At 71.6% G+C, this 18,357-nt stretch carries 16 protein-coding genes; 5 read left to right on the top strand and 11 right to left on the bottom strand.

The annotated features are described in order from the left end of the window. The first annotated feature begins 12 nt into the window (after positions 1 to 12). Genes leuA through GA0070216_RS17690 form a run of 3 tightly spaced genes read left to right on the top strand, consistent with a single transcriptional unit; the run spans position 13 to position 2,927 of the window. Positions 13 to 1,791: a 2-isopropylmalate synthase gene (gene leuA / locus GA0070216_RS17680; protein ID WP_091247152.1), complete on the top strand. Its 1,779-nt coding sequence runs from the start codon at positions 13 to 15 to the stop codon at positions 1,789 to 1,791. Positions 1,792 to 1,811: 20 nt separating this feature from the next. Next, positions 1,812 to 2,588: an ABC transporter ATP-binding protein gene (locus GA0070216_RS17685; RefSeq protein ID WP_218108229.1), complete on the top strand. Its 777-nt coding sequence runs from the start codon at positions 1,812 to 1,814 to the stop codon at positions 2,586 to 2,588. Between the two features lie 6 nt (positions 2,589 to 2,594). Beyond that, positions 2,595 to 2,927, top strand: a complete 333-nt coding sequence (locus GA0070216_RS17690; RefSeq protein WP_141723124.1) for a hypothetical protein — start codon at positions 2,595 to 2,597, stop codon at positions 2,925 to 2,927. Here GA0070216_RS17690 and rpsD read toward each other — a convergent pair. Then, positions 2,915 to 3,523, bottom strand: a complete 609-nt coding sequence (gene rpsD / locus GA0070216_RS17695) for a 30S ribosomal protein S4 (RefSeq protein WP_091247159.1) — start codon at positions 3,521 to 3,523, stop codon at positions 2,915 to 2,917. The genes GA0070216_RS17690 and rpsD overlap by 13 nt on opposite strands. A 72-nt stretch (positions 3,524 to 3,595) precedes the next feature. Here rpsD and GA0070216_RS17700 point away from each other — a divergent pair, with 72 nt between their 5' ends. Beyond that, the gene (locus GA0070216_RS17700) at positions 3,596 to 4,330 is read left to right on the top strand and encodes a DUF2470 domain-containing protein (protein ID WP_091247161.1); all 735 of its coding nucleotides are present in this window, start codon (positions 3,596 to 3,598) and stop codon (positions 4,328 to 4,330) included. 146 nt (positions 4,331 to 4,476) lie between these two features. Here GA0070216_RS17700 and GA0070216_RS17705 read toward each other — a convergent pair whose 3' ends face one another. From GA0070216_RS17705 to idi, 10 genes are read right to left on the bottom strand one after another with little or no spacing between them, the layout of a single operon-like run. Next, positions 4,477 to 5,778: an FAD-binding oxidoreductase gene (locus tag GA0070216_RS17705; RefSeq protein ID WP_091247163.1), complete on the bottom strand. Its 1,302-nt coding sequence runs from the start codon at positions 5,776 to 5,778 to the stop codon at positions 4,477 to 4,479. Continuing rightward, positions 5,778 to 6,587: a polyprenyl synthetase family protein gene (locus GA0070216_RS17710; RefSeq protein ID WP_091247165.1), complete on the bottom strand. Its 810-nt coding sequence runs from the start codon at positions 6,585 to 6,587 to the stop codon at positions 5,778 to 5,780. Before GA0070216_RS17710 ends, GA0070216_RS17705 begins: the two co-directional genes overlap by 1 nt. Further along, the gene (locus GA0070216_RS17715) at positions 6,571 to 7,386 is read right to left on the bottom strand and encodes a class 1 isoprenoid biosynthesis enzyme (protein WP_141723125.1); all 816 of its coding nucleotides are present in this window, start codon (positions 7,384 to 7,386) and stop codon (positions 6,571 to 6,573) included. Before GA0070216_RS17715 ends, GA0070216_RS17710 begins: the two co-directional genes overlap by 17 nt. Beyond that, a complete protein-coding gene (locus tag GA0070216_RS17720) occupies positions 7,371 to 8,636 on the bottom strand; it encodes a glycosyltransferase family protein (RefSeq protein ID WP_091247170.1) in 1,266 nt (421 codons plus the stop codon). Before GA0070216_RS17720 ends, GA0070216_RS17715 begins: the two co-directional genes overlap by 16 nt. A gap of 28 nt (positions 8,637 to 8,664) precedes the next feature. After that, positions 8,665 to 10,794, bottom strand: coding sequence for a geranylgeranylglyceryl/heptaprenylglyceryl phosphate synthase (locus GA0070216_RS17725; RefSeq protein ID WP_091247172.1), 2,130 nt, complete (start codon positions 10,792 to 10,794; stop codon positions 8,665 to 8,667). Next, positions 10,764 to 11,600 (bottom strand): radical SAM/SPASM domain-containing protein, encoded by an 837-nt coding sequence (locus tag GA0070216_RS17730; RefSeq protein ID WP_091247173.1) that lies wholly within the window; start codon positions 11,598 to 11,600, stop codon positions 10,764 to 10,766. Before GA0070216_RS17730 ends, GA0070216_RS17725 begins: the two co-directional genes overlap by 31 nt. Further along, positions 11,597 to 12,793 carry a glycosyltransferase family protein gene (locus GA0070216_RS17735; RefSeq protein WP_091247175.1) on the bottom strand — a complete coding sequence of 399 codons (1,197 nt, stop codon included), beginning with the start codon at positions 12,791 to 12,793 and terminating at the stop codon, positions 11,597 to 11,599. Before GA0070216_RS17735 ends, GA0070216_RS17730 begins: the two co-directional genes overlap by 4 nt. A 17-nt stretch (positions 12,794 to 12,810) precedes the next feature. Then, on the bottom strand, positions 12,811 to 14,586 hold the full coding sequence (locus GA0070216_RS17740) for an ATP-binding cassette domain-containing protein (protein ID WP_091247177.1): 1,776 nt from the start codon (positions 14,584 to 14,586) through the stop codon (positions 12,811 to 12,813). Position 14,587: 1 nt separating this feature from the next. Then, a complete protein-coding gene (locus GA0070216_RS17745) occupies positions 14,588 to 16,327 on the bottom strand; it encodes an ABC transporter ATP-binding protein (RefSeq protein ID WP_091247179.1) in 1,740 nt (579 codons plus the stop codon). A gap of 4 nt (positions 16,328 to 16,331) precedes the next feature. Continuing rightward, positions 16,332 to 16,919 (bottom strand): isopentenyl-diphosphate Delta-isomerase, encoded by a 588-nt coding sequence (gene idi, locus GA0070216_RS17750; RefSeq protein ID WP_091247182.1) that lies wholly within the window; start codon positions 16,917 to 16,919, stop codon positions 16,332 to 16,334. A 344-nt stretch (positions 16,920 to 17,263) separates the two neighbouring features. Between idi and GA0070216_RS17755 the strand changes: the two genes are divergently transcribed. Further along, positions 17,264 to 18,349, top strand: a complete 1,086-nt coding sequence (locus GA0070216_RS17755; RefSeq protein WP_091247184.1) for a polyprenyl synthetase family protein — start codon at positions 17,264 to 17,266, stop codon at positions 18,347 to 18,349. The last annotated feature ends 8 nt before the right edge of the window (positions 18,350 to 18,357 follow it).

Genomic DNA, 18,357 nt, shown 5'->3' on the forward strand with positions numbered 1-18,357 from the left:
CACTCTCGGGGAATGGCGTTCCCCACCCTGCGCACCCCCGCCGGTGACGTCCCGGCGGACGCGGCGCGCTGGAATCCCCAGCGCCCGAGCGCGATGCCACAGCACCGCTACCAGCCTGCGCACGAACGGGTCGCCCTGCCGCTCACGGACCGGACCTGGCCCTCGCGCCGGATCGGGCGGGCCCCGCTGTGGGTGCCCGTCGACCTGCGCGACGGCAACCAGGCGCTGGCCGAGCCGATGGACACCGAGCGCAAGCGCCGGATGTTCGACCTCCTGGTCACCATGGGCTTCAAGGAGATCGAGGTGGGCTACCCCTCCGCCAGCCAGACCGACTTCGACTTCGTACGCCAGCTGGCCGACAGCGACGACGTCCCCCGGGACGTCACCATCTCCGTGTTCACCGCGGCCCGCAGGGACCTGATCGACCGGACCATCGCCTCCGTCGAAGGGCTCCCCCGCACTCTCGTGCACCTCTACACCGCGACCGCACCCACGTGGCGCAACGTCGTGCTCGGCCGCTCCCGCGCCGAGGTCCACGAGTTGATCCGGGACGCCGCCACCTATCTGCTGCGTCGTGCCGAAGAGCGCCCCGGTGCCGACATCCGGTTCGAGTTCTCCCCGGAGGTCTTCAACCTCACGGAGCCGGACTTCGTCCTGGAGGTCTGCAACAGTCTGACCGCCCGGTGGGAGGCGAGCCCGGACCGGCCGGTGGTCCACAACCTGCCGGCGACGGTAGAGATCGCCACCCCCAACGTGTACGCGGATCAGATCGAGTACATGGACCGCCATCTGGCCCGCCGTGAGTCCGTGATCCTGTCGGTCCACCCGCACAACGACCGCGGCACCGGCGTGGCCTGCGCCGAACTCGCCGTCCTGGCCGGGGCGCAGCGGGTGGAAGGCTGCCTGTTCGGAAACGGGGAACGCACCGGAAACGTCGACCTGGTGACCCTGGCCCTCAACCTGTACGCGCAGGGCGTGAACCCGATGATCGACTTCTCCGACATCGACGCGGTGCGCGAGGTGGTGGAGTACTGCAACCGGCTGCCGGTCCACCCCCGTCATCCCTATGGCGGCGACCTCGTCCACACGGCCTTCTCGGGCACCCACCAGGACGCCATCGCCAAGGGCCTGGTCCACCACGCCAAGCAGGCCGCCGAGCTGGGCGTCCCCGCCGAGGAGGCCCCGTGGGCGGTGCCGTACCTGCCCATCGACCCGGGCGACATCGGCCGCACCTACGAGGAGGTCATCCGGATCAACTCCCAGTCCGGCAAGGGAGGCATCGCGCATCTCCTGCGCACCCACCACGGCCTGGACCTCCCCCAGGCCCTGCGCCCGGACTTCTCCCGCGTCGTACAGCAGGTCACCGACGCCACCGGTCAGGAGCTCACCCACCAGGAACTGTTCGCGCTGTTCCGCACCACCTACCTCACCCCGGCCCTGGACGGCCCGGTCACCCTGGTTTCCTGGACCACCAAGGAAACCGCGCCCGGCACGCACCAGTTCACCTGCACGGTGCGGATCGACGGGCGGGAGCACTCCTGCCGGGGCACCGGCAACGGGCCGCTGTCCGCCCTCTCCGAAGCCCTCCGCACCGTCGGCTTCACGATCGACATCCTCGGCTTCACCGAGCACTCCACCACCCCGGGACCGGGCAGCCCCGCCGTCGCCTACGCCGAGTGCCGCGTGGACGGCGTCACGTGCTGGGGCGTCGGCGGGGACACCTCCGTCCTGACCGCGTCGGTGCACGCGGTCATGGCCGCCGTCAACCGCTGCACGCGGACCACCTCGTGACCGCGCCCCCGGTACTACGCGTGACGGATGCGGCCGTCGTCCGCGACGGCAAGCCGATCCTGTCCGAGGTGTCACTGACGGTACGGGCCGGCGAGCACTGGGCGCTGCTCGGCGCCAACGGGGCGGGCAAGAGCACGCTGCTCAGCCTTCTCGGCGCGGTCGCGCACCCCACCCGTGGCACCGTGGACGTGCTGGGCCACCGGTTGGGTCGGGTCGACATGCGGGAGTTGCGTTCTTACGTCGGCCACGTCAATCCGCGGCACGATCTGCGTTCGCCCCTCACGGTGCAGGACGTCGTGCTGACCGGGCTGACCAACACCAACGAACGCGTTCCCCGCTGGGAGCCGACACCGGAGCAGATCGCGACGGCCGATCGTCTGATCGGTCTGCTCGGCCTCGGCGAGCGCCATGCGGCACGGTGGCCGACCCTGTCACAGGGGGAACGGGGCCGTGCGCTGATCGCCCGGGCGCTGATGCCCAGTCCGCGACTTCTGCTGCTCGACGAGCCCGCGACCGGTCTTGACGTCGCGGGCCGGGAACAGCTCATCGAGCGGCTCGACACGCTGCAACACACCTACCCGGAACTCGCGTCCGTCCTGGTCACTCACCACCTGGAGGAGCTTCCTCCCGGAACGACCGATGTGATGCTGCTACGTGACGGGCGCTGCCTGGCGTCGGGTCCCGCCGACGAGGTGCTCACCAGCGACCAGGTCAGCAAGTGTTTCGACCATCCCATCCGGCTCACCCGCGCGGACGGGCGGTGGAGCGTACGGGCGAACCGACCGGCCAGACCGTGAGTGCAGGTGGTGGTCGCGGTGGTGCGCGCCCGACCGGCGTGCACCACCGCGACCGGAACCCCAGGTCAGCGACTCCTCCGCCTTCTCGACGGCACCCTGGGCCTGATCCCAGCCCCCGTCGAAACGGAACAGGGCACGATCGTCGAGAGCGGCCCGCACGCCGACCTGGTCGACGCGGGTGGGAACTACGCCCGGCTGTGGACGGCGTGGGCCGACCGCGCCACCGCCGGCCCGGGGCCGACCCGCAGGGGGCGCACGGTGGACAGCGGCGGCCCGTCGACACCGCAACCGCGGCACGGGCGGTGGACCGGACCGCCGCTGACCGCTCAGCGGGAGTAGAACTCCACCACGAGCTGCTCGTCGCAGATCACCGGCACCTCGTGCCGGGCGGGCTCGCGCAGCAGCGTGGCGCTCAATCCGCTCAGCTCCACCGACAGGTACGGCCGGGGTCGGTCATCGGCGTGCGCGCCGGCGGCGGCGAGCTGGAACGGTGGCAGGGCGCGGCTGCGCTCGCGCACCGCGACCACCTGGCCGGGCCGCAGCCGGTACGAGGGCCGGTCGACCTTGCGGCCGTCCACGGTGAAGTGGCCGTGCCCGACGAGCTGGCGTGCCTGGTAGATGCTGCGGGCCAGCCCGGCCCGGAGCACCAGCGCGTCGAGTCGCCGTTCCAGGAGCGCGACCAGCGACTCGCCGGTCTTCCCGGCGCCCCGGGCGGCCTCGTCGAACGTCCGGCGCAGCTGGGCCTCGCTGACGTTGTACTGGTGGCGCAGCCGCTGCTTCTCCAGCAGCCGTACCTGGTAGTCGGAGGTCTTGCGACGGTTGCGGCCGTGCACGCCCGGCGGGTAGGGACGCCGCTCGAAGTACCGCACGCACTTGCGGGTCAAGGGGATGCCGAGCGCGCGGGAGAGCCGGGCCTTGGGTCGGGGGTGGTTCACGTCGACGTCTCCGATCGAATGGTCTAGCCTGCAACTTAGGCAAGGCTAACCTACATTGAGGAGTTCGGGATCATGCGACCCAGCCCGGCGGAGATCGTGCGTACCCTCGTCGCGGGCCGGCTGCCCGCCCTCGCCCACCTGGCCGGCAGCACCGGCCCGCACCAGGTCCGGCACGCCACCGACCCCGACGGCCGGGTGCTGCTGCTGGTGCCGGCGCTCAGCGACCTCGCCACGGCGCTCGCGCCGCCGGCCGGGGAGACCGACGTCGCCACCGCCCTCGACGTGCTCGACCTGCCGCCCACCGCCGGCGCCCCCTCGCTCGGCCGGGCCTGGGTCTCCGGCTGGGCCGAACGTCTCGACGGCGACGAGGCACGTCAGGCCGCGATGGACTTCGCCACCACCCAGCCGACCGGCGACCTGCTCGACGTGGGCAGCCGGTTCCAGCTGCACCGGTTCGAGGTGGCCGAGGCCCGCTGGGAACACACCGGCGGGATGCGCCCGATCGACCCGCAGGCGTACGCGCAGGCCGAGCCCGACCCGCTGCACGCGGCCGAGGCGGGATTGCTGGCCGACCTCGCCGACCACCACGCCGAGCAGGTCGCGGGCCACCTGCGCCGGCAGTTGAAGCTCTCCGGTGCCGAGTCGCCACGGGTGGTCCGGATCGACCGGTACGGCCTGCTGGTCGCGTACGGCCGGCCCGGTGCGACCCGACGGGCGAGGGTGAGCTTCGCGGGACCCGTCGCCGACGTCGCCGAGTTGTCCCGGCTGCTGCACCCGATGCTCTGTCCCCGGCAGGCGGCCGCCTGAACGCACCACGACCGGCGGCCCGTCACGCCCGGCGGCCGGCACGGCCCTCGGGTCGTCGTTGTTCCGCACCGGCCCCCGCCACCCTGGGGATCGATCCCGCGCCGCACGGGTTTCCCGGCCCGCACCCGTCCGGGCTGAGTGACGACTCAGATCGGGAGCTGCGGGCCGAGCACGGCGCCCGGGTCGTAGCGGCGCTTCACCTCCCGCCACCGCTCGACGGTGGGCCCACCGAACTGGGCCCGGTAGAAGTCCCGCTCCACCCGGTGATAGCCGTGCAGGTACTGCCGGCCGCCGAGCTCGTGACAGAGCGCGCCGGCAGCGTCGAAATGCTCCCGGTACTCGTCGACCCGGTCCGGCGGCACGATGCAGTAGAAGCCGAACGTGCGTACCCGGTCGGCGTCGGGCAGCGGACTCAACGGCGGCCGGGGCCGGTCCCCGGCACGCAGGAATGCGCCGTTGACCACCGGGACCACGGCGGGATCGGCGAACCGGTCGCGGACTCCGGCGAAGAAGGCGTCGGCCTTCGCCATCGGCAGGAAGAAGTCGCTCCACAGCCGGCGCGCCTCGGTCTCGTCCGTCAGCAGACCCGCGGCGATCTGGCCGCGGGCGATACCGACGGAGAAGCCCGCCTCCGCCTCGAACAGCCGCTGGTGATAGTCGGCGACCAGGGTCTCGTCCGACTCGGCCGCCGCGTCGCGCGCCGACCGGCCGACCTCGACCTTCCACCGGCGCGCGGCGGTGGAGTACACCGCGCGGCACAGACGCAGCCGCTCGTCAGCCCACACCTGCTCCGCCACCGTGGCGAGGTCGTCGCCGTCGAGCCGGCGGACCAGGACGGCCGGTTCCGCCGGGACCACCCGCAACTCGGCCCGGACGATCAGACCCACCTGACCGAGGCCGCAGAGCGCGTACGAGAACAGCTCCCGGTGCGGGCCGTCGGCGGTCGCGTGCACGAGTGCGCCGTCACCCGTGACGACCTCCAGGGCCACCACCTGATCGACGACCGCGCCGACGAAGGGTGACGTCGGCCCGAAGCCGCCGACCGACAGCGTCCCGCCGACCGAGGCGTGCTCGTTGCTGGTCACGACCGGCAGCGCGAGGCCGTGCTCGTGCAACCAGCGGTGCAGCGTTCCCCAGCGCACCCCGGCCTCGACGCGCACTGTCGCCGCCCCGACCAGTTCGATCCGATCCAACGCGGCGGTGTCCAACTGCAGGCCGTCGGTGAGGCTCTGCCCGTTGCTGCTGCACCCGTTGCCCCGTGCGACGACCGCCAGGCCACCGGCGAGCGCGTAGCGCACCGTCTCCTGCACGTCGGCGACCCCGGCGGCGAACACGACCGCCTGTGGCTCCTGGCAGCGGAGCCGGCCGAAGTCCCGCTGCCATCCCTCGGGTGCCGGATCGACCAGCTTCCCGGCCAGCAGCCGGGCGAGCGGTTGATGTGGCGTCATCAGGCGATCACCGCCGGCCGGCTGATCAGGCCCTTGAGCTTCGCCGCGAAGTGGTCGAAGAACGGCACCAGGTCGCAGACCGGGTCGCCCTGCCGCACCGCCGCGACGGCCCGGTCGCGCCACTCGTCGATCGCGGCGGCGACGTCGGCCAGGTCGGCCGCACCCGAGGCGACCAGGTGGGCGAGGTTGCCGTCGCGCTCGCCGATCTCGTCGAAGTCGACCGCGTCGTCGCCGATCATGTACAGCACGCCCAGTGCCTCACCGAACTCCCGGGCCGCCGTCACCATCTCGGGAACCCCACCGGCCAGGCAGTTGACCGCCGCGTAATTGGCGAGCATCACCCCGGCCTTGATCCGGGCCGCCGCGATCCAGGACTCGACAGTGGTCGGTCGGGGCGCGCTGACCTCCACGATCTCCTGCCGCCAGATGTCGCGGTAGTCGTCCTCGAGCGTCCTGAGCACCTCGACCGGCCGCTGCTGGCTGGCCAGCAGTGTGGTGCCGACCGAGAGCAGTTGGACCCCGAAGATCTGGTCGCGCGGCGAGAGCGGCTGGTCGTCGTCGATGAGGTCGTCGATCAGCTTCACGCCGACCGCGTGGATGGAGACCCCGGCACCGAGGTCGGCGCGCACCCGCGGGTTGCGCACCCACAGCGTCGTGTAGTACGGCGTACGCGGGTAGCCGGGGAGGTCACGCACGAAGTCCAGTCCCTGTCGGGACATGCCCAGACTGGTCAGCTCGGCGAGACACCGTTGGACCACCCGCGCCTGGCTGTCGTCCATCTCGGCCTTGAACTCAGGAAACGTCAGCACGGTCGTCCTCCAGCAGAAAGGTGATCAGGCGGTCGGCGAAGCCGGCCATGAAGCCGGCGATCGGGAACTCCGGCGGGAACTCCGCCAGGGCGCGCAGCGCCTCCGCGCGCCACCGGCGGGTCGCCGCGACGGCCGCGTCCCGGCTCACCTGCCCGCTCCGGATCAGGTGGCACAGGTTTCCGCCGGCCTCACCGAGGTCGCGGTGGTCACGGATGTCGTCGCCGATCATGAACAGGACACCGAACGCCTCGCAGAACGCGCGCGCGGCGGGCAGCCGCTCCACGACATCGGCGGCGAGGCAGGCGGCGGAGGCGTAACACATCATCATCCGGCCCGACTTGATGCGGGCGTAGTGGATCCAGCTGTCCAGGTCGTGGGCCGGACGTTCCGCCTCGTTGATCTGCTCCCGCCAGATCACCTCGTAGTCCTCGTCGAAGACGCGCAGCACCTCGGCCGGCCGGTGGTGGGCCCCGAAGGTCGCCGTGCTGCTCTGGGTGAGGAACATGCCGAGGATCTGGTCCCAGGGCCGGATCGGTTGGTCGCCGTCCATCAGGTCGTCGACCAGTTTGATCCCCATCGCGTGGGTGCAGATCGCGATCCCCAACTCCTGGCGCTGCACCGGGTCCGGCACCCAGAGCGAGGCGAAATACGGAATCCGCGGATAGCCCTTCATCTGGCGGACGTACGCCACCCCGTCCGGGGTCATGCCGATCCCGGCGAGCCGGTCGGTGACCCGCTCCAGCAGGACGCGCTGCGCGACCGCCCACTCGTCGTCCAGACCGCTCACTCCGGAGAGCACATTTCCTCCTCGTCGATCCGCAGCGGCACCCCGTCGAGCACCGCGGCGACCGCGGCGACGGTCTGCCGCCGGGCCCGGTCCGGGTCGAGCAGCGTACGGGCGAGGGCCATCGCCCGGCGGCGGCGACGGGGCAGCTCATCCGGGTCGCCCACCCAGCGGACGGCGACCTCGACCAACTCCTCCATCCGGTCGAAGCCCCGGCCGACGCCGTGTTCGGCGAGGAACGGGCCGACCCACTCCTCCATCGGCAGGCCGGAGCGCACCAGCAGTTGCGGGATGCCGAAGTAGAGCCCCTCCAACATGGAGTTCGGCCCGGTCTTGGAGATGAACAGCGGCGCGTCGGCGGCGTGGAGCCAGGCCAGGTACCGCAGGTAGTCCCCCTGGGCCAGCCGGTCGAAGGTCTGCCAGGCCGACCGACCCAGCGCGGTCAGCAGTTCGGCCGCCTCGGCGGCCAGCGCCGGGTTGTTGTACGCGATGAAGACCAGCGCCGCCTCGGGATGCGCGCGGGCGATCCGCTCCAGGGCGGCGAGATACTCCCGGCCGCCCCGGTTGGACAGGATCAGGATCCGGGTGCCGGCCGCCGTCAACGCCGGATCGGCGGCACCGACGGCGTCGGCGTCCCCGATGCCGGCGGCGGCGCCCTCGAAGACCTGGGCGGCCTGAGCCTGGGCGAGCAGCCGGCCGACCGGCACCACCCGCTCGGGCCGGTAGCCGTGCTCGCGGACGAGATAGTCCCTGGCCCGGTCGAACTGCACCAGGTGGACCGGCAGGTGGGGCGCCCGGTGCACCGGCAGCCGCAGCAGCCCCTCGTTGGTCACGTAGTTGACCACCGGGGTCGGCAGGTCCGCGATCCGCAGCGCGGCGTGGCTCAGCCGGGAGATCACCCCCTTGGTGCCGATCACCAGGTCCGGTTTCGTCTGGGCGAAGTGGTCGGCGACGGGTGCCAGCCGATCGACGGTCGCCGCGGGCAGCGGGTCGTCGTCCAGGCCCGCCGGTAGCCGGTCGGTGAAGTCCGTCATGAGGCGCAGGTATCCGGCCCACACCTCGTCGGCGGGCAGCCGGGCCGCCACCAGCTCACGAATGGCGGCACCGGCCTCGGCGAACTGCGGGAAGAGCGTCTCCGCCTCGACGACGGTGACCTCCGCATCGTCCAGACCGGCGGCCAGGGTCGCGGCGAGCGTCCGGCCGGCGAGGAGATTCCCCAGCTCACCCCAGGTGCGCATCGAGATGACCTGCACGCTGCGGGTCATGCCCACTCCCTCCGTCGCGCTCGTGGTGTCATGCCAGCAGTCCCGGGTTGAACAGGCCGTACGGGTCGAGTTCCCGGCGCAACCGGCGTACGGCGGCGAGGTCGGCGCCGTACATCGACTGCAGGTCCGCCTCGTCCAGGTCGTACCAGCCGGCCAGGTAGGGCCGGCCGCCCAGCGCGAGGCACTCGGCCAGCACCTGACGGTGCAGCCCCTGCACCCGTGCGACGCCGGCCCCGTCCCCGCGCGGGACGCTGAAGTACAGCCCGAAGCCGACGGCCAGGCCACGTAGCCCGGCCGCCGGGGTGAACGGCACCCCCGGGCGTTGCTCCGGGCGGTGCACGCCGAGCATGAGCAGCCGGCCCGCACCCTCGCGGTAGCCGGGGCTCGGCAGGATCTCCGCGTCGAGGAACCGGGCGAACTCGGCTGCCGCCGGCAGCGACAGGCAGTAGTCGGCCCAGATGAAGTGCACCGACGGGTCGGCCGGATTGCGCCGGGACTCCCGCATGGACCGCAACGGCCAGTCGGCCTCGACGCGGGTCTCGGTCTGTCGGCGCAGTTGCGGCGGCAGTGGGCCGTCGCCCCGCATCCCGTACGTGGCGATGAAGCCGCCCTCGTAGTGCTGGGCGGAGAAGAGGTCGACCGGCGACCGCTGCTCCTCGGCCAGCCACCCGATGCTCCCTACCAGGGCGGTCAGGGAGGGGTGCCGCCGCGTCGCGATGGTGGTGTGCCGCTGGTAGTCGACCGTACGCAGGACCACCCGGTCCAACACGCCCAACTGGCCGAGCGCGCCGATGCCGTACCGGAACAGCTCGGGCGACTCGACGGGCGAGCACCACCGGGCCTGCCCGTCGGGCAGGATCAGCCGGAACCGCTCGACCAGGTCGACCTGGCCGCCGTACCTGATCGTGCCCTCGCCGTACCCGCCGACCGACAGCGTGCCACCGATCGAGACGGTCAGATGGTTGGTCAGCACCGGAATGCTGCGCCCCCGGGCGTTCAGGGCCATCTCGGCGGCGTACCAGGGTGCCCGGGCGGACACCTCGGCGGTGCCTTCGTCGCGCAGCCGAACCGCGGGGTCCCCCGGCTCACCGACGATCAGCACGCCACCGTCGGACAGGCCCTGCAGGCCGAAGGAGTGTCCGCTGCCGCGCACCGCGACGGGCGTCCCGGCCGCGCGGGTGGTCCGCAGGACGTGCGCGACCTCCTCCGCCGAGGTCACCGGGGCCACCACGGCCGGCAGCAGCTCGTGCAGACGGCCCACGTTCGTGGCGTACGCCTGCCGGCCGGGCAGATCGGTGCGCACGGGCCGGCGCAGCCCGCGCTGCAACTCGGCGGCGAGTGTCGGGTGGGCAGCGGGGTCACCGGCCCGGTCGCCCGGCCGGCCGGACAACCTGCGCAGGGTCTCCCGCCAGTCGGCGGTCTCCAGGCCGTTGCCGACGACGACCCAGTCGACGCCACAGTCGTGATACTCGCGGACCTGACGGTACGAGGTCACGCCACCGCCGACGAACAGCAACTGCTGGGGTGCCAGGCCACGCCGGTAGGCCCGCAGCACCGCCTCCGGGACCCGGCCGTGCCGGTAGAGCAGGTAGGCGAGGTCGAAGTCGGCGGCGGCGACCGCCGCCACCAGCCGGGGCAGTTCCGCGCCGTCCTGCACCGTCGGCGGCGCACCGACCGCCTCGTGGGTCTTGCCGTCGCTACCGAAGGCGAACGACGCCGATCGCAGCAGCTCGGGCCGGTCCTGCCCGAGCGCCGTCGCGGCGCGGACGGTCGCGGTCAGGCCGCCGGAGACGAAGAAGGACCGCACCGAGTTCGGTACCGCGTGCACCAGCACCGCGTCGGCGCCCGGACACAGCGGAGCGCCCCGGCCGGGTATCGACGGGAAGTGCAGGACGAGGGGCAGGTCGGTCCGCTCGCGCAGTTCGGCGACGTAGGGGACCACCTGTCGGTCGAACGCGGCATTGTCGGTGCTGCCGACGAGCAGCGCGGGGTGGCCGAGGTCGGCCACCGCCCGCGACTTCTCGACCGCCTCGGCCAACGGCACCTTGTACGGGTCCACGACGTGCAGCAGCCCGGGGGCCTGCGCCCGCAGCGCCGTGAGCACCGGGACGGCCGTCGGGACCGTGCTCAGATTCCCGGGAAGTCGCACTTCGCGCATAGGTCGGTCCGTTCCTTTCGCAGCAGGCTCGCGCGGCGGGCGGTGTACTTGTCGTTGTTCCAGATCTCCTCGATGGTGTTGTCGTTGACGTTGCCCATGACCTCCTGCACGCTCCAGTCCTGGCAGCACAGGACCACCCGGCCGTCCTGGGTGATGTAGAACTCGTTGAACGGCCGTACGCAGAACTGGTTGAGCAGCACGGTGGGACGGCCCAGCACGTTGCCGGCGCGGTTGGTGAGGGTGGCGTCCGGATCGCGGTCGACCAGCACCAGCTCGGGCCGGGCCGGATACCGGCGGACCTTTTCCAGCACCGACAGGTCGGTGGTGTAGTCGTTGACGACGACGGTGGCGTACCGGGTCAGCTCGTCGGCCAGTTCCTCGGTGAGCTTGGAGCCATTGGTCTGGATGGAGATCGACGCCTTGGTGCGCTCCTTGGCCATCCGCACCATCGCGGGCAGCCGCCGGTCCAGCAGCGGCTCGTTGAACAGGTACGGGTGAATGACGCCGGTGAAGTCGGCGAGCTGGTCGAGCAGCGACTCGTAGAGCTCCATCGACATCTGGCCGGACGGCATCTTGAGGGTGCCGATGGGGCAGAACGAGCAGCGGTAGTTGCAGCCGCTCATCGTCTCGATCGCGATCATGCTGAACTGCGGTGGCGTACGGCTGGACTTCTGCTTGAGCCAGGCGGCGTCGCTGAGCGCCTTGGTTCCGGTGCCGTGGAAGTAGGTGCGGGACACTCCGCTGAGCACGTTGAGGACACCTTTGCCCTGTGCGCGCTGCTTGATGTACTTCGCGATGTCTGTCATGCGCGTTCCCCTCGGGAGATCTTGGGAGACAACGGGACCGACGAGGCCGTTGGTTTGGCGTGCTGGGTGTAGGCCGACCACGGGATCTCACGCCGGGGCCGGCCGGCGACGCCGCGTACTGCGAGCCCCAGTGCCACCCGTGAGAACCAGCCGAAATGGATCGATTTGAGCAGCCACTTCTTGGCCGCGAAGTGGAGGCCCTGGCCCCGGGCTGCGGGCGCCAGTGGCCACAGCCCGTAGAAGTACATGCGCCAGTACCGGCCGGCGACGTCGGCGGGGAAGTCGGCCATCAGCACCGCCGCGGTCAGCAGCGAGCGGTTGACGCGGCGTCTGATCTCGCCGGCCGGTCCGCCGGTCAGGTGGTAACTCACGGCGTCCGCGACGATGTGCGTGCGGTGCAGCGGGTTGTCGTGCCGGGGGTCGAGCAGCGCGAAGCAGAAGTAGTCGTCCTCGCAGGTGTAGCGGTCCGGGATGCCACGGGCCACGAGTTCGGCGTCGATCACCATGCAGCAGCCGTGCGGGTAGCCGAACTTCGGCGTCTTGGTGATCTGCTTGCCCCGGTGCAGCAACCGGGCCGCCGCGTACGGGTTGGGCTGGGGCACCTTGCTCGCCCCGGCCGAGCCCCGCGCGCCCCGGTCGAGGAAGTCCTCCAGCAGCCGTCCGATGCAGCCGGCGCTGAACGTCACGTCGTCGTCGACCCACGCCACGCCCGCCAGGCCGAGGCCGGTGGCCACCTCGAACGCGGCGTTGAGCATGCGACTCTTCCCGGCCTGCGGCATCGCGATCCCGACGAAGGTGAGCCCGCTCCGGGAGGCAGCGATCTCGCTCAGCTGCCCCAGCCGCGCGATCGCCTCGTCGTGCTGGTCGTCGCGCCACTGCATGCCGACGACCAGCACCAGTGGGCGGGCGGCCACCGTCGGTGGGAGGTCGGTGAGCTGGGTGACGAGTTCCTCGACGGTCTCGCGGTGGCTCGACAGCGGCGCCCGGCCCACGTAGGTCGGCAGGACCAACGCCAGCCCGCCGCCGAAGCCGTCGCCGAGTTCCGCGGCGACCGCCGGGACCGCCGTCGCGGCCCGGACACCGGCCGGACCGGGACGAACCACGATGCACTCCGTGGGCGGTGGATCGCCGTCGGCGGGCTGGTAGCCGCGCCGGATCGCCCACCGGACGGGCCGGGTCAGAAGCTCGAGCATCGGTTCCTCCGCATGGGTCAGTCGGTGGCTACGGCGGACCAGAGCCGGCGTATCTCGTCGGAGCTCTCCAGCAGGTCGTCCAGGGCTCCGACCGCCTCCAGCCGGCCGTCGCGCAGGACCACGACGAGGGCGGCCCGGCGCAGCACCTCGGGCCGGTGGGACACCGCCAGCACCGTGCTCCCGCCGTCGCGCAGGATCCCGTCCCACAGGGCTTCGCTCGTCGGGGGATCGAGTGCGCTGGAGACGTCGTCGCACAGCACCAGCGGGGTGCGGCGGACGAGCATCCGTGCCACGGCCACCCGTTGCGCCTGGCCACCGGACAGGCGGAGCCCACGAGGCCCGATCACCGTGTCGAGCCCGTCGGCCATCGCCGTCAGGTCGGCGTCGAGGGCCGACCGGGACACCGCCTCGCCCAGCCGGTCGTCCGGCAGCCCGAGCAGGATGTTCTCCCGGATCGTGCCGGTGAACAGTCGAGGCACCTGCGGCGTGTACGCACACCGGGGCGGCACGAGCACCGCCCGACGGTCCGCGGGCAACGGGACGTCGTCCCAGCACACCTCGCCGGTGGCACCCGGCAGTTGGCCGAGCAGGGCGCGCAACAGTGTGGTCTTGCCCGAGCCGACCTGGCCCACCACGACGGTCAGCCGGCCGGCCGGCATCGTGAACCCGATGCCGGACACCCCGTTGGCGGCGCCCTCGTGCCGGGCGGTGAGGTCGGTGACCGTGATCGTCGGCGGGCCGCCGGCGGGCGGCGGGGGCGAGCGGCGCGGCGAAAGGTTGATCATGGAACCGGGCCGGGCGTGGTCGAGGTCCATCCCGTGCCGGGGGTGCAGGCGGCCACCCGTGATCGCGGTCATCCGGCGCAGCGCGACGAGCACCCGCTGCAACTGGACGGTGAGCACGCCGAGCGAGGCGAGCGTGTCGACGAGCAACTGCAGGTAGAAGGTGAACAGCACCATGTCGCCGATGGACAGCCGGTTGCTGCTGATGGCCGGTGCGGCGATCAGCAGCACGATGCCGGTGCCGAGCGGGGCGGCGTTCAGCAGGGTGCTGCGCTGCACCGCGACCGCGAGTTCCTCGGAGATGGCGACCCTGGCCCGAACGGCGTTGAGCGCGTCGAGACGCCGGCCGACCGCATCCTCGGCGCACGCGGCCTGCACGCCCAGCGCCACCCCCATCACCTCGCGCAGCGCCTCGCTGACCAGTGCGGTCTGGGCGCGGCTCTGCTCGCGGTAGGCCATCATCCGCCGGTGCACCAGGCGCATCACCGCCACGATCACGACGAACAGCCCGAGGATGCTCAGGGTGATGAGCACGTCGATGCGCAGCATGATGGTGATCGCGGCGACCGCGAACACCCAACGGGCGATGTTGATGGGCGACCACACCACGAAGAAGCCGGCGTCCGCGGCGTCGGCGCCGACGGTCGCGACCGCCTCGCCCGCGCTGGTGTGTCCGGCCTCCGGTGGGGGGTCGATCAGCGACTCGAAGAGCGACAGCCGCAACGCACCGACGGTGTGGTACTGCATCCGCGGTTCGAGCCACGGCACGACCGTGCTGAACTGCAGGGAGATGCGCGCGGCCTCGATGCCGGCGACGAGTGCGACGAGAGTCCACAGGTTCAGGCCGGCGGCCGACTCGCCGCTGAGGGAGTCGAAGGCCACCTGCATCAGCAGCCCCAGGGCCAGCATGCCCAGCCGCAGCACCGCCCACACGGCGGCGAGCACGGCGTAACGCCGGCCACGGCCGGCCAACAGCAGGCGTGCCCGGGCGCCTCTGGTCGTCGTGGCCACGTCAGGACCGCCCGGCGGGGAACAGCCGGGCGGCTGTCTCGTCACTGCCGCCCGTCAGCTCGGACCGGGGCGCCAGGCGGACGACCCGGCCGTCCTCGACCACCATCACGTCGTCGACGATGGAGAGCGTCTCGGGCCGGTGGGCGATGATGAGCGCGGTACGACCCTCGATGAACCTCTCCATCGTTCGGCGCAGCCGCCGCTCCGCGTGCGGGTCGAGCCGGGCCGACGGCTCGTCGAGCAGCACGATGTCGGGGTCGGTCAGCAGTGCCCGGGCCAGTGCGAGCAACTGCTCCTCACCGGCGGACAACCCCGCTCCGCCTGGCCCGATCCGCGTGTCGAGGCCGTCGGGCAGGGCGGCGTACCAGGTGTCCAGACCGACCTCCTCGACCGCCCGGCGCAGTTGCTCGTCGGGCCACCGGTCGTCGAAGAAGGTGAGGTTGTCCCGCAGGGTGGCCGCGATGACGTGCACGTCCTGGGTGACGAGCGTGATGCGGGAGCGCAGCGCGGCGACGTCCAACTGCCGGACGTCCACGCCGCCGATCGAGACCGAGCCGGCCTGCGGGTCGTACTGGCGGAACAGCATCCGTAGGATGGTCGACTTGCCGCCGCCGCTGCGTCCGACCAGCGCGACCCGCCGGCCCGCCGCGATCGTGAACGACACGTCCGACAGCACCGGGCGTTCGTCGTAGGCGAAGGTGACGCCGGTGAAGCTCACCGCGCCGCGGCCCGGCGGGAGGGTGCCACCGCCGTCGGGGACGATGTGGGCCTCGCCGAACAGTTCCTCGATGCGGCGGACGCTGCCCAGGACGTTCTCCATGTCCTGGAAGCGTGAGGTGATACTGACCAGGGGCATCCGCAGCAGGATCGCGTACGACAGGCCGGCGAAGACGGTGCCGACGCTGGCGCCCCGGTGCTGGCTGAGCCACACACCGGTGGCCAGTGCCGTACAGAGGTTGACGGCGGTGAGCGCCTGGACCGCCGCCGGCCAGGTGACCGTGGCCCGGGCGGCGCGGCGGGCCAGCCGGTAGTGGTGCAGGATCCGTTGCCAGGCGCCCTCCAGGGCGTGCGCCGTCCCGCCGTTGGCGTTGAGGTCCTCCCGCCCGGTCAGGTTCTCCTCCAGATAGCCGAGCAGGCTCGCCTCCGCCCGCTGGCGGTCGGCGATGAGCGGCACCGCGCGACCGAGCAGGCGTCGCAGCAGGAGCAGCATCACCACCGCGAGCGGGGTGAAGAGCACGCCGTAGCGCCAGTCGAGCAGGAACAGCGCCACGACGATGCCGATGATCAGCAGCAGTTGGACGGCGATGTCGAGCACCAACTCGGACAGGAGCTTGGCCAACCGGGTGACGTCGCCGTCCATCCGGTCGACCAGTTCCCCGGGCGGGTGCCGGAGGAAGAACTTCGGCCCCTGCCGCAGGACGTGCGCGAGCAGGTCGCGGCGCACCCCGTTGGTCGTACGCCAGGCGACCCGGCCGGAGACCCAGCCGGTGCCGACCGACAGCACCTGCCGTACGACTGCGAGCACCACGAAGACCATGGCGTACCCGGCCAACTCGCCCTGTGGCCGGCCGCCCACCGCCGCATCGATGAACCGGCGTACGACCTGGGGCGCCACCAACTGGGTGCCGACGTCGAGCGGTATCAGCGCGGCCAGCAGCAGGAACCAGCGCCGGTGACTGCGGACGTAGCCCACATAGCGTGCCCAGTTCGTCTCGGCTGTCCGCGGCTCGGGGGACGCCATCTGGTCAGCCGTGCCCGGCGACTGCGACCCGGGCTGCGGGTGGCAGCTCGGCGGCGTCGCCGGTGGACCACCGGCCCGGCACAGGTCCGATCCCGGCCAGCTCGTCGACCTGCAACCGGCACCACGGCGAGAGGGTCCCGTCGGTCCGGGTCCGGTCCCGGAACGAGTCCCAGTCGACCCACTCGACCCGGTCCACCTCGTCCGGGTTCGGCACTGGTTCGTCCGCTGCCCGGGCCACGTAGACGGGGCACATCTCGTTCTCGACCACACCGTCGAGTTCGGCCCGGTAGCGGAAGCGGGGCAGCACCAGACGGAGGTCGCTCAGCGTGAGGCCCAGCTCGGCGGACGCCCGTCGGTGGACGGCGTCGGTCATCGGCTCACCTGGGCCGGGATGGCCGCAGAAGCTGTTGGTCCATATACCTGGCCACGTCTTTTTCCGCAACGAACGGCGCGACATTAGGAACTGCCCGCTATTGCTGAAGACGTAACAGGAGAATGCGAGATGCAGCGGCGTGTCGCCGTCGTGAACGATGCGTTTGTCCTGCTCACCGACGGCTTGGCCATCGTGGTCGAGTAGCACGACCAACTCCATACCGCTCCCCCACCATCCGGATCGGTCAATTTCGCTCGCACAACAATCCACTGCGAATCGACTCCAGTCAACCCCCTAGAGGAACAAAACGCCCACACGGGAAATTGCGGATGCGCGAAGTAGGGGGCGCCGGATCTCCACGGATCGGTTACAGTTGATGCTCAACCAGCCACGGGGGGTCACGTAAGTGCGGGCCCATCCGGCCCTTCGTTATTACTGACAGTGACCATTTTCCGTCGACGTCCGGCGCGTTCTGCCGCATTCAGCCTGCGCGATCGTTCACCCGGCGGCACCGGACACCGGTGACCTGCCGTCAAAGTCGCCCTCGATCGGACGGAGGACAGATGACCGCCACCAGCGAGACCACCCGAGGCGTGCCCGGCCTCGCCGGGCCCGCGCTCAGAGCCGAGGTGGAGCGCACGATCGACAGCTTCCTGACCGCCCGGCGGGACATGGACACCACCCCCGAGTGGCGCGACGGGGTCGACGCCCTCCGCGCCCTGGCACTCGCCGGAGGTAAGCGCACCCGACCGACGTTCTGCTGCCTGGGTTGGCGCGCGTTCGGCGGCGGGGATCACCCCGGCATCGTCGTGGCCGCCACGGCGCTGGAACTGTTCCACCTCTTCGCCCTGGTGCACGACGACATCATGGACGACAGCGATGTCCGGCGGGGGAACCCGACGTTGCACGTGACGATGGCCGAGGCACACCGCCGGCTCGGCTGGCGTGGCAACCCGGAACACTACGGCCGCAACACGGCGATCCTCTGGGGCGACCTCTGCCTGGCCTGGTCAGACGAGGCTTTCCACGGCTGCGGTCTGGCACCGGAGCGGGTGTCGGCGGCGGCCGGGTTGCTCCACCGCATGCGCGTCGAGGTGCTGCTCGGGCAGTACCTCGACATCCGCGGCGAGGCTGTCCGGGCAGACCTGACCGACTGCCTGACGATCCTGCTCTACAAGTCGGCGAAATACACCGTGGAGCGCCCGCTGCAGATCGGCGCGATGCTGGCCGGCGCGGCCCGACCCGACGTGGAACGGCTCTCCGGCTTCGGCGTCCCGATCGGTGAGGCATTCCAGCTGCGCGACGACGTCCTCGGTGTCTTCGGCGACGACGCCGTCACCGGCAAGTCGATCCTGACCGACCTGCGCAGCGGGAAGTCCACCGTACTCATGGCGCTGACCCGCGAGCGGGCGAACGCCACCCAGGCCGCCGAGATATCCCGGTGGCACGGCAACCCGGGCCTCGGCGAGCGGGAAGCACAACGGCTGCGGCACATCGTGCGGGACACCGGCGCACTGCGGACGGTCGAGGAGATGATCCACGCCCGCACCCAAGAGGCGGTGGCGGTGCTCGACTCCCTGCCCATCGTCGGGGAGGTGCGGGTGGCGCTGACCGAGCTGGCCCACACGCTGTCGGTCCGACGCAGCTGAGAGTCCAC

It is taken from the genome of Micromonospora matsumotoense, from assembly GCF_900091525.1.
In the GTDB taxonomy this organism is placed as follows: Bacteria; Actinomycetota; Actinomycetes; order Mycobacteriales; family Micromonosporaceae; genus Micromonospora; species Micromonospora matsumotoensis.

What these genes read in the sequence shown, in the direction of transcription:
- leuA (WP_091247152.1), top strand. Translation starts at nt 13, where the DNA reads ATGGCGTTCCCCACCCTGCGCACCCCCGCCGGTGACGTCCCGGCGGAC.
- GA0070216_RS17700 (WP_091247161.1), top strand. Translation starts at nt 3,596, where the DNA reads ATGCGACCCAGCCCGGCGGAGATCGTGCGTACCCTCGTCGCGGGCCGG.
- GA0070216_RS17705 (WP_091247163.1), bottom strand. Translation starts at nt 5,778, where the DNA reads ATGACGCCACATCAACCGCTCGCCCGGCTGCTGGCCGGGAAGCTGGTC.
- GA0070216_RS17720 (WP_091247170.1), bottom strand. Translation starts at nt 8,636, where the DNA reads ATGACCCGCAGCGTGCAGGTCATCTCGATGCGCACCTGGGGTGAGCTG.
- GA0070216_RS17725 (WP_091247172.1), bottom strand. Translation starts at nt 10,794, where the DNA reads ATGCGCGAAGTGCGACTTCCCGGGAATCTGAGCACGGTCCCGACGGCC.
- GA0070216_RS17730 (WP_091247173.1), bottom strand. Translation starts at nt 11,600, where the DNA reads ATGACAGACATCGCGAAGTACATCAAGCAGCGCGCACAGGGCAAAGGT.
- GA0070216_RS17735 (WP_091247175.1), bottom strand. Translation starts at nt 12,793, where the DNA reads ATGCTCGAGCTTCTGACCCGGCCCGTCCGGTGGGCGATCCGGCGCGGC.
- GA0070216_RS17745 (WP_091247179.1), bottom strand. Translation starts at nt 16,327, where the DNA reads ATGGCGTCCCCCGAGCCGCGGACAGCCGAGACGAACTGGGCACGCTAT.
- idi (WP_091247182.1), bottom strand. Translation starts at nt 16,919, where the DNA reads ATGGAGTTGGTCGTGCTACTCGACCACGATGGCCAAGCCGTCGGTGAG.
- GA0070216_RS17755 (WP_091247184.1), top strand. Translation starts at nt 17,264, where the DNA reads ATGACCGCCACCAGCGAGACCACCCGAGGCGTGCCCGGCCTCGCCGGG.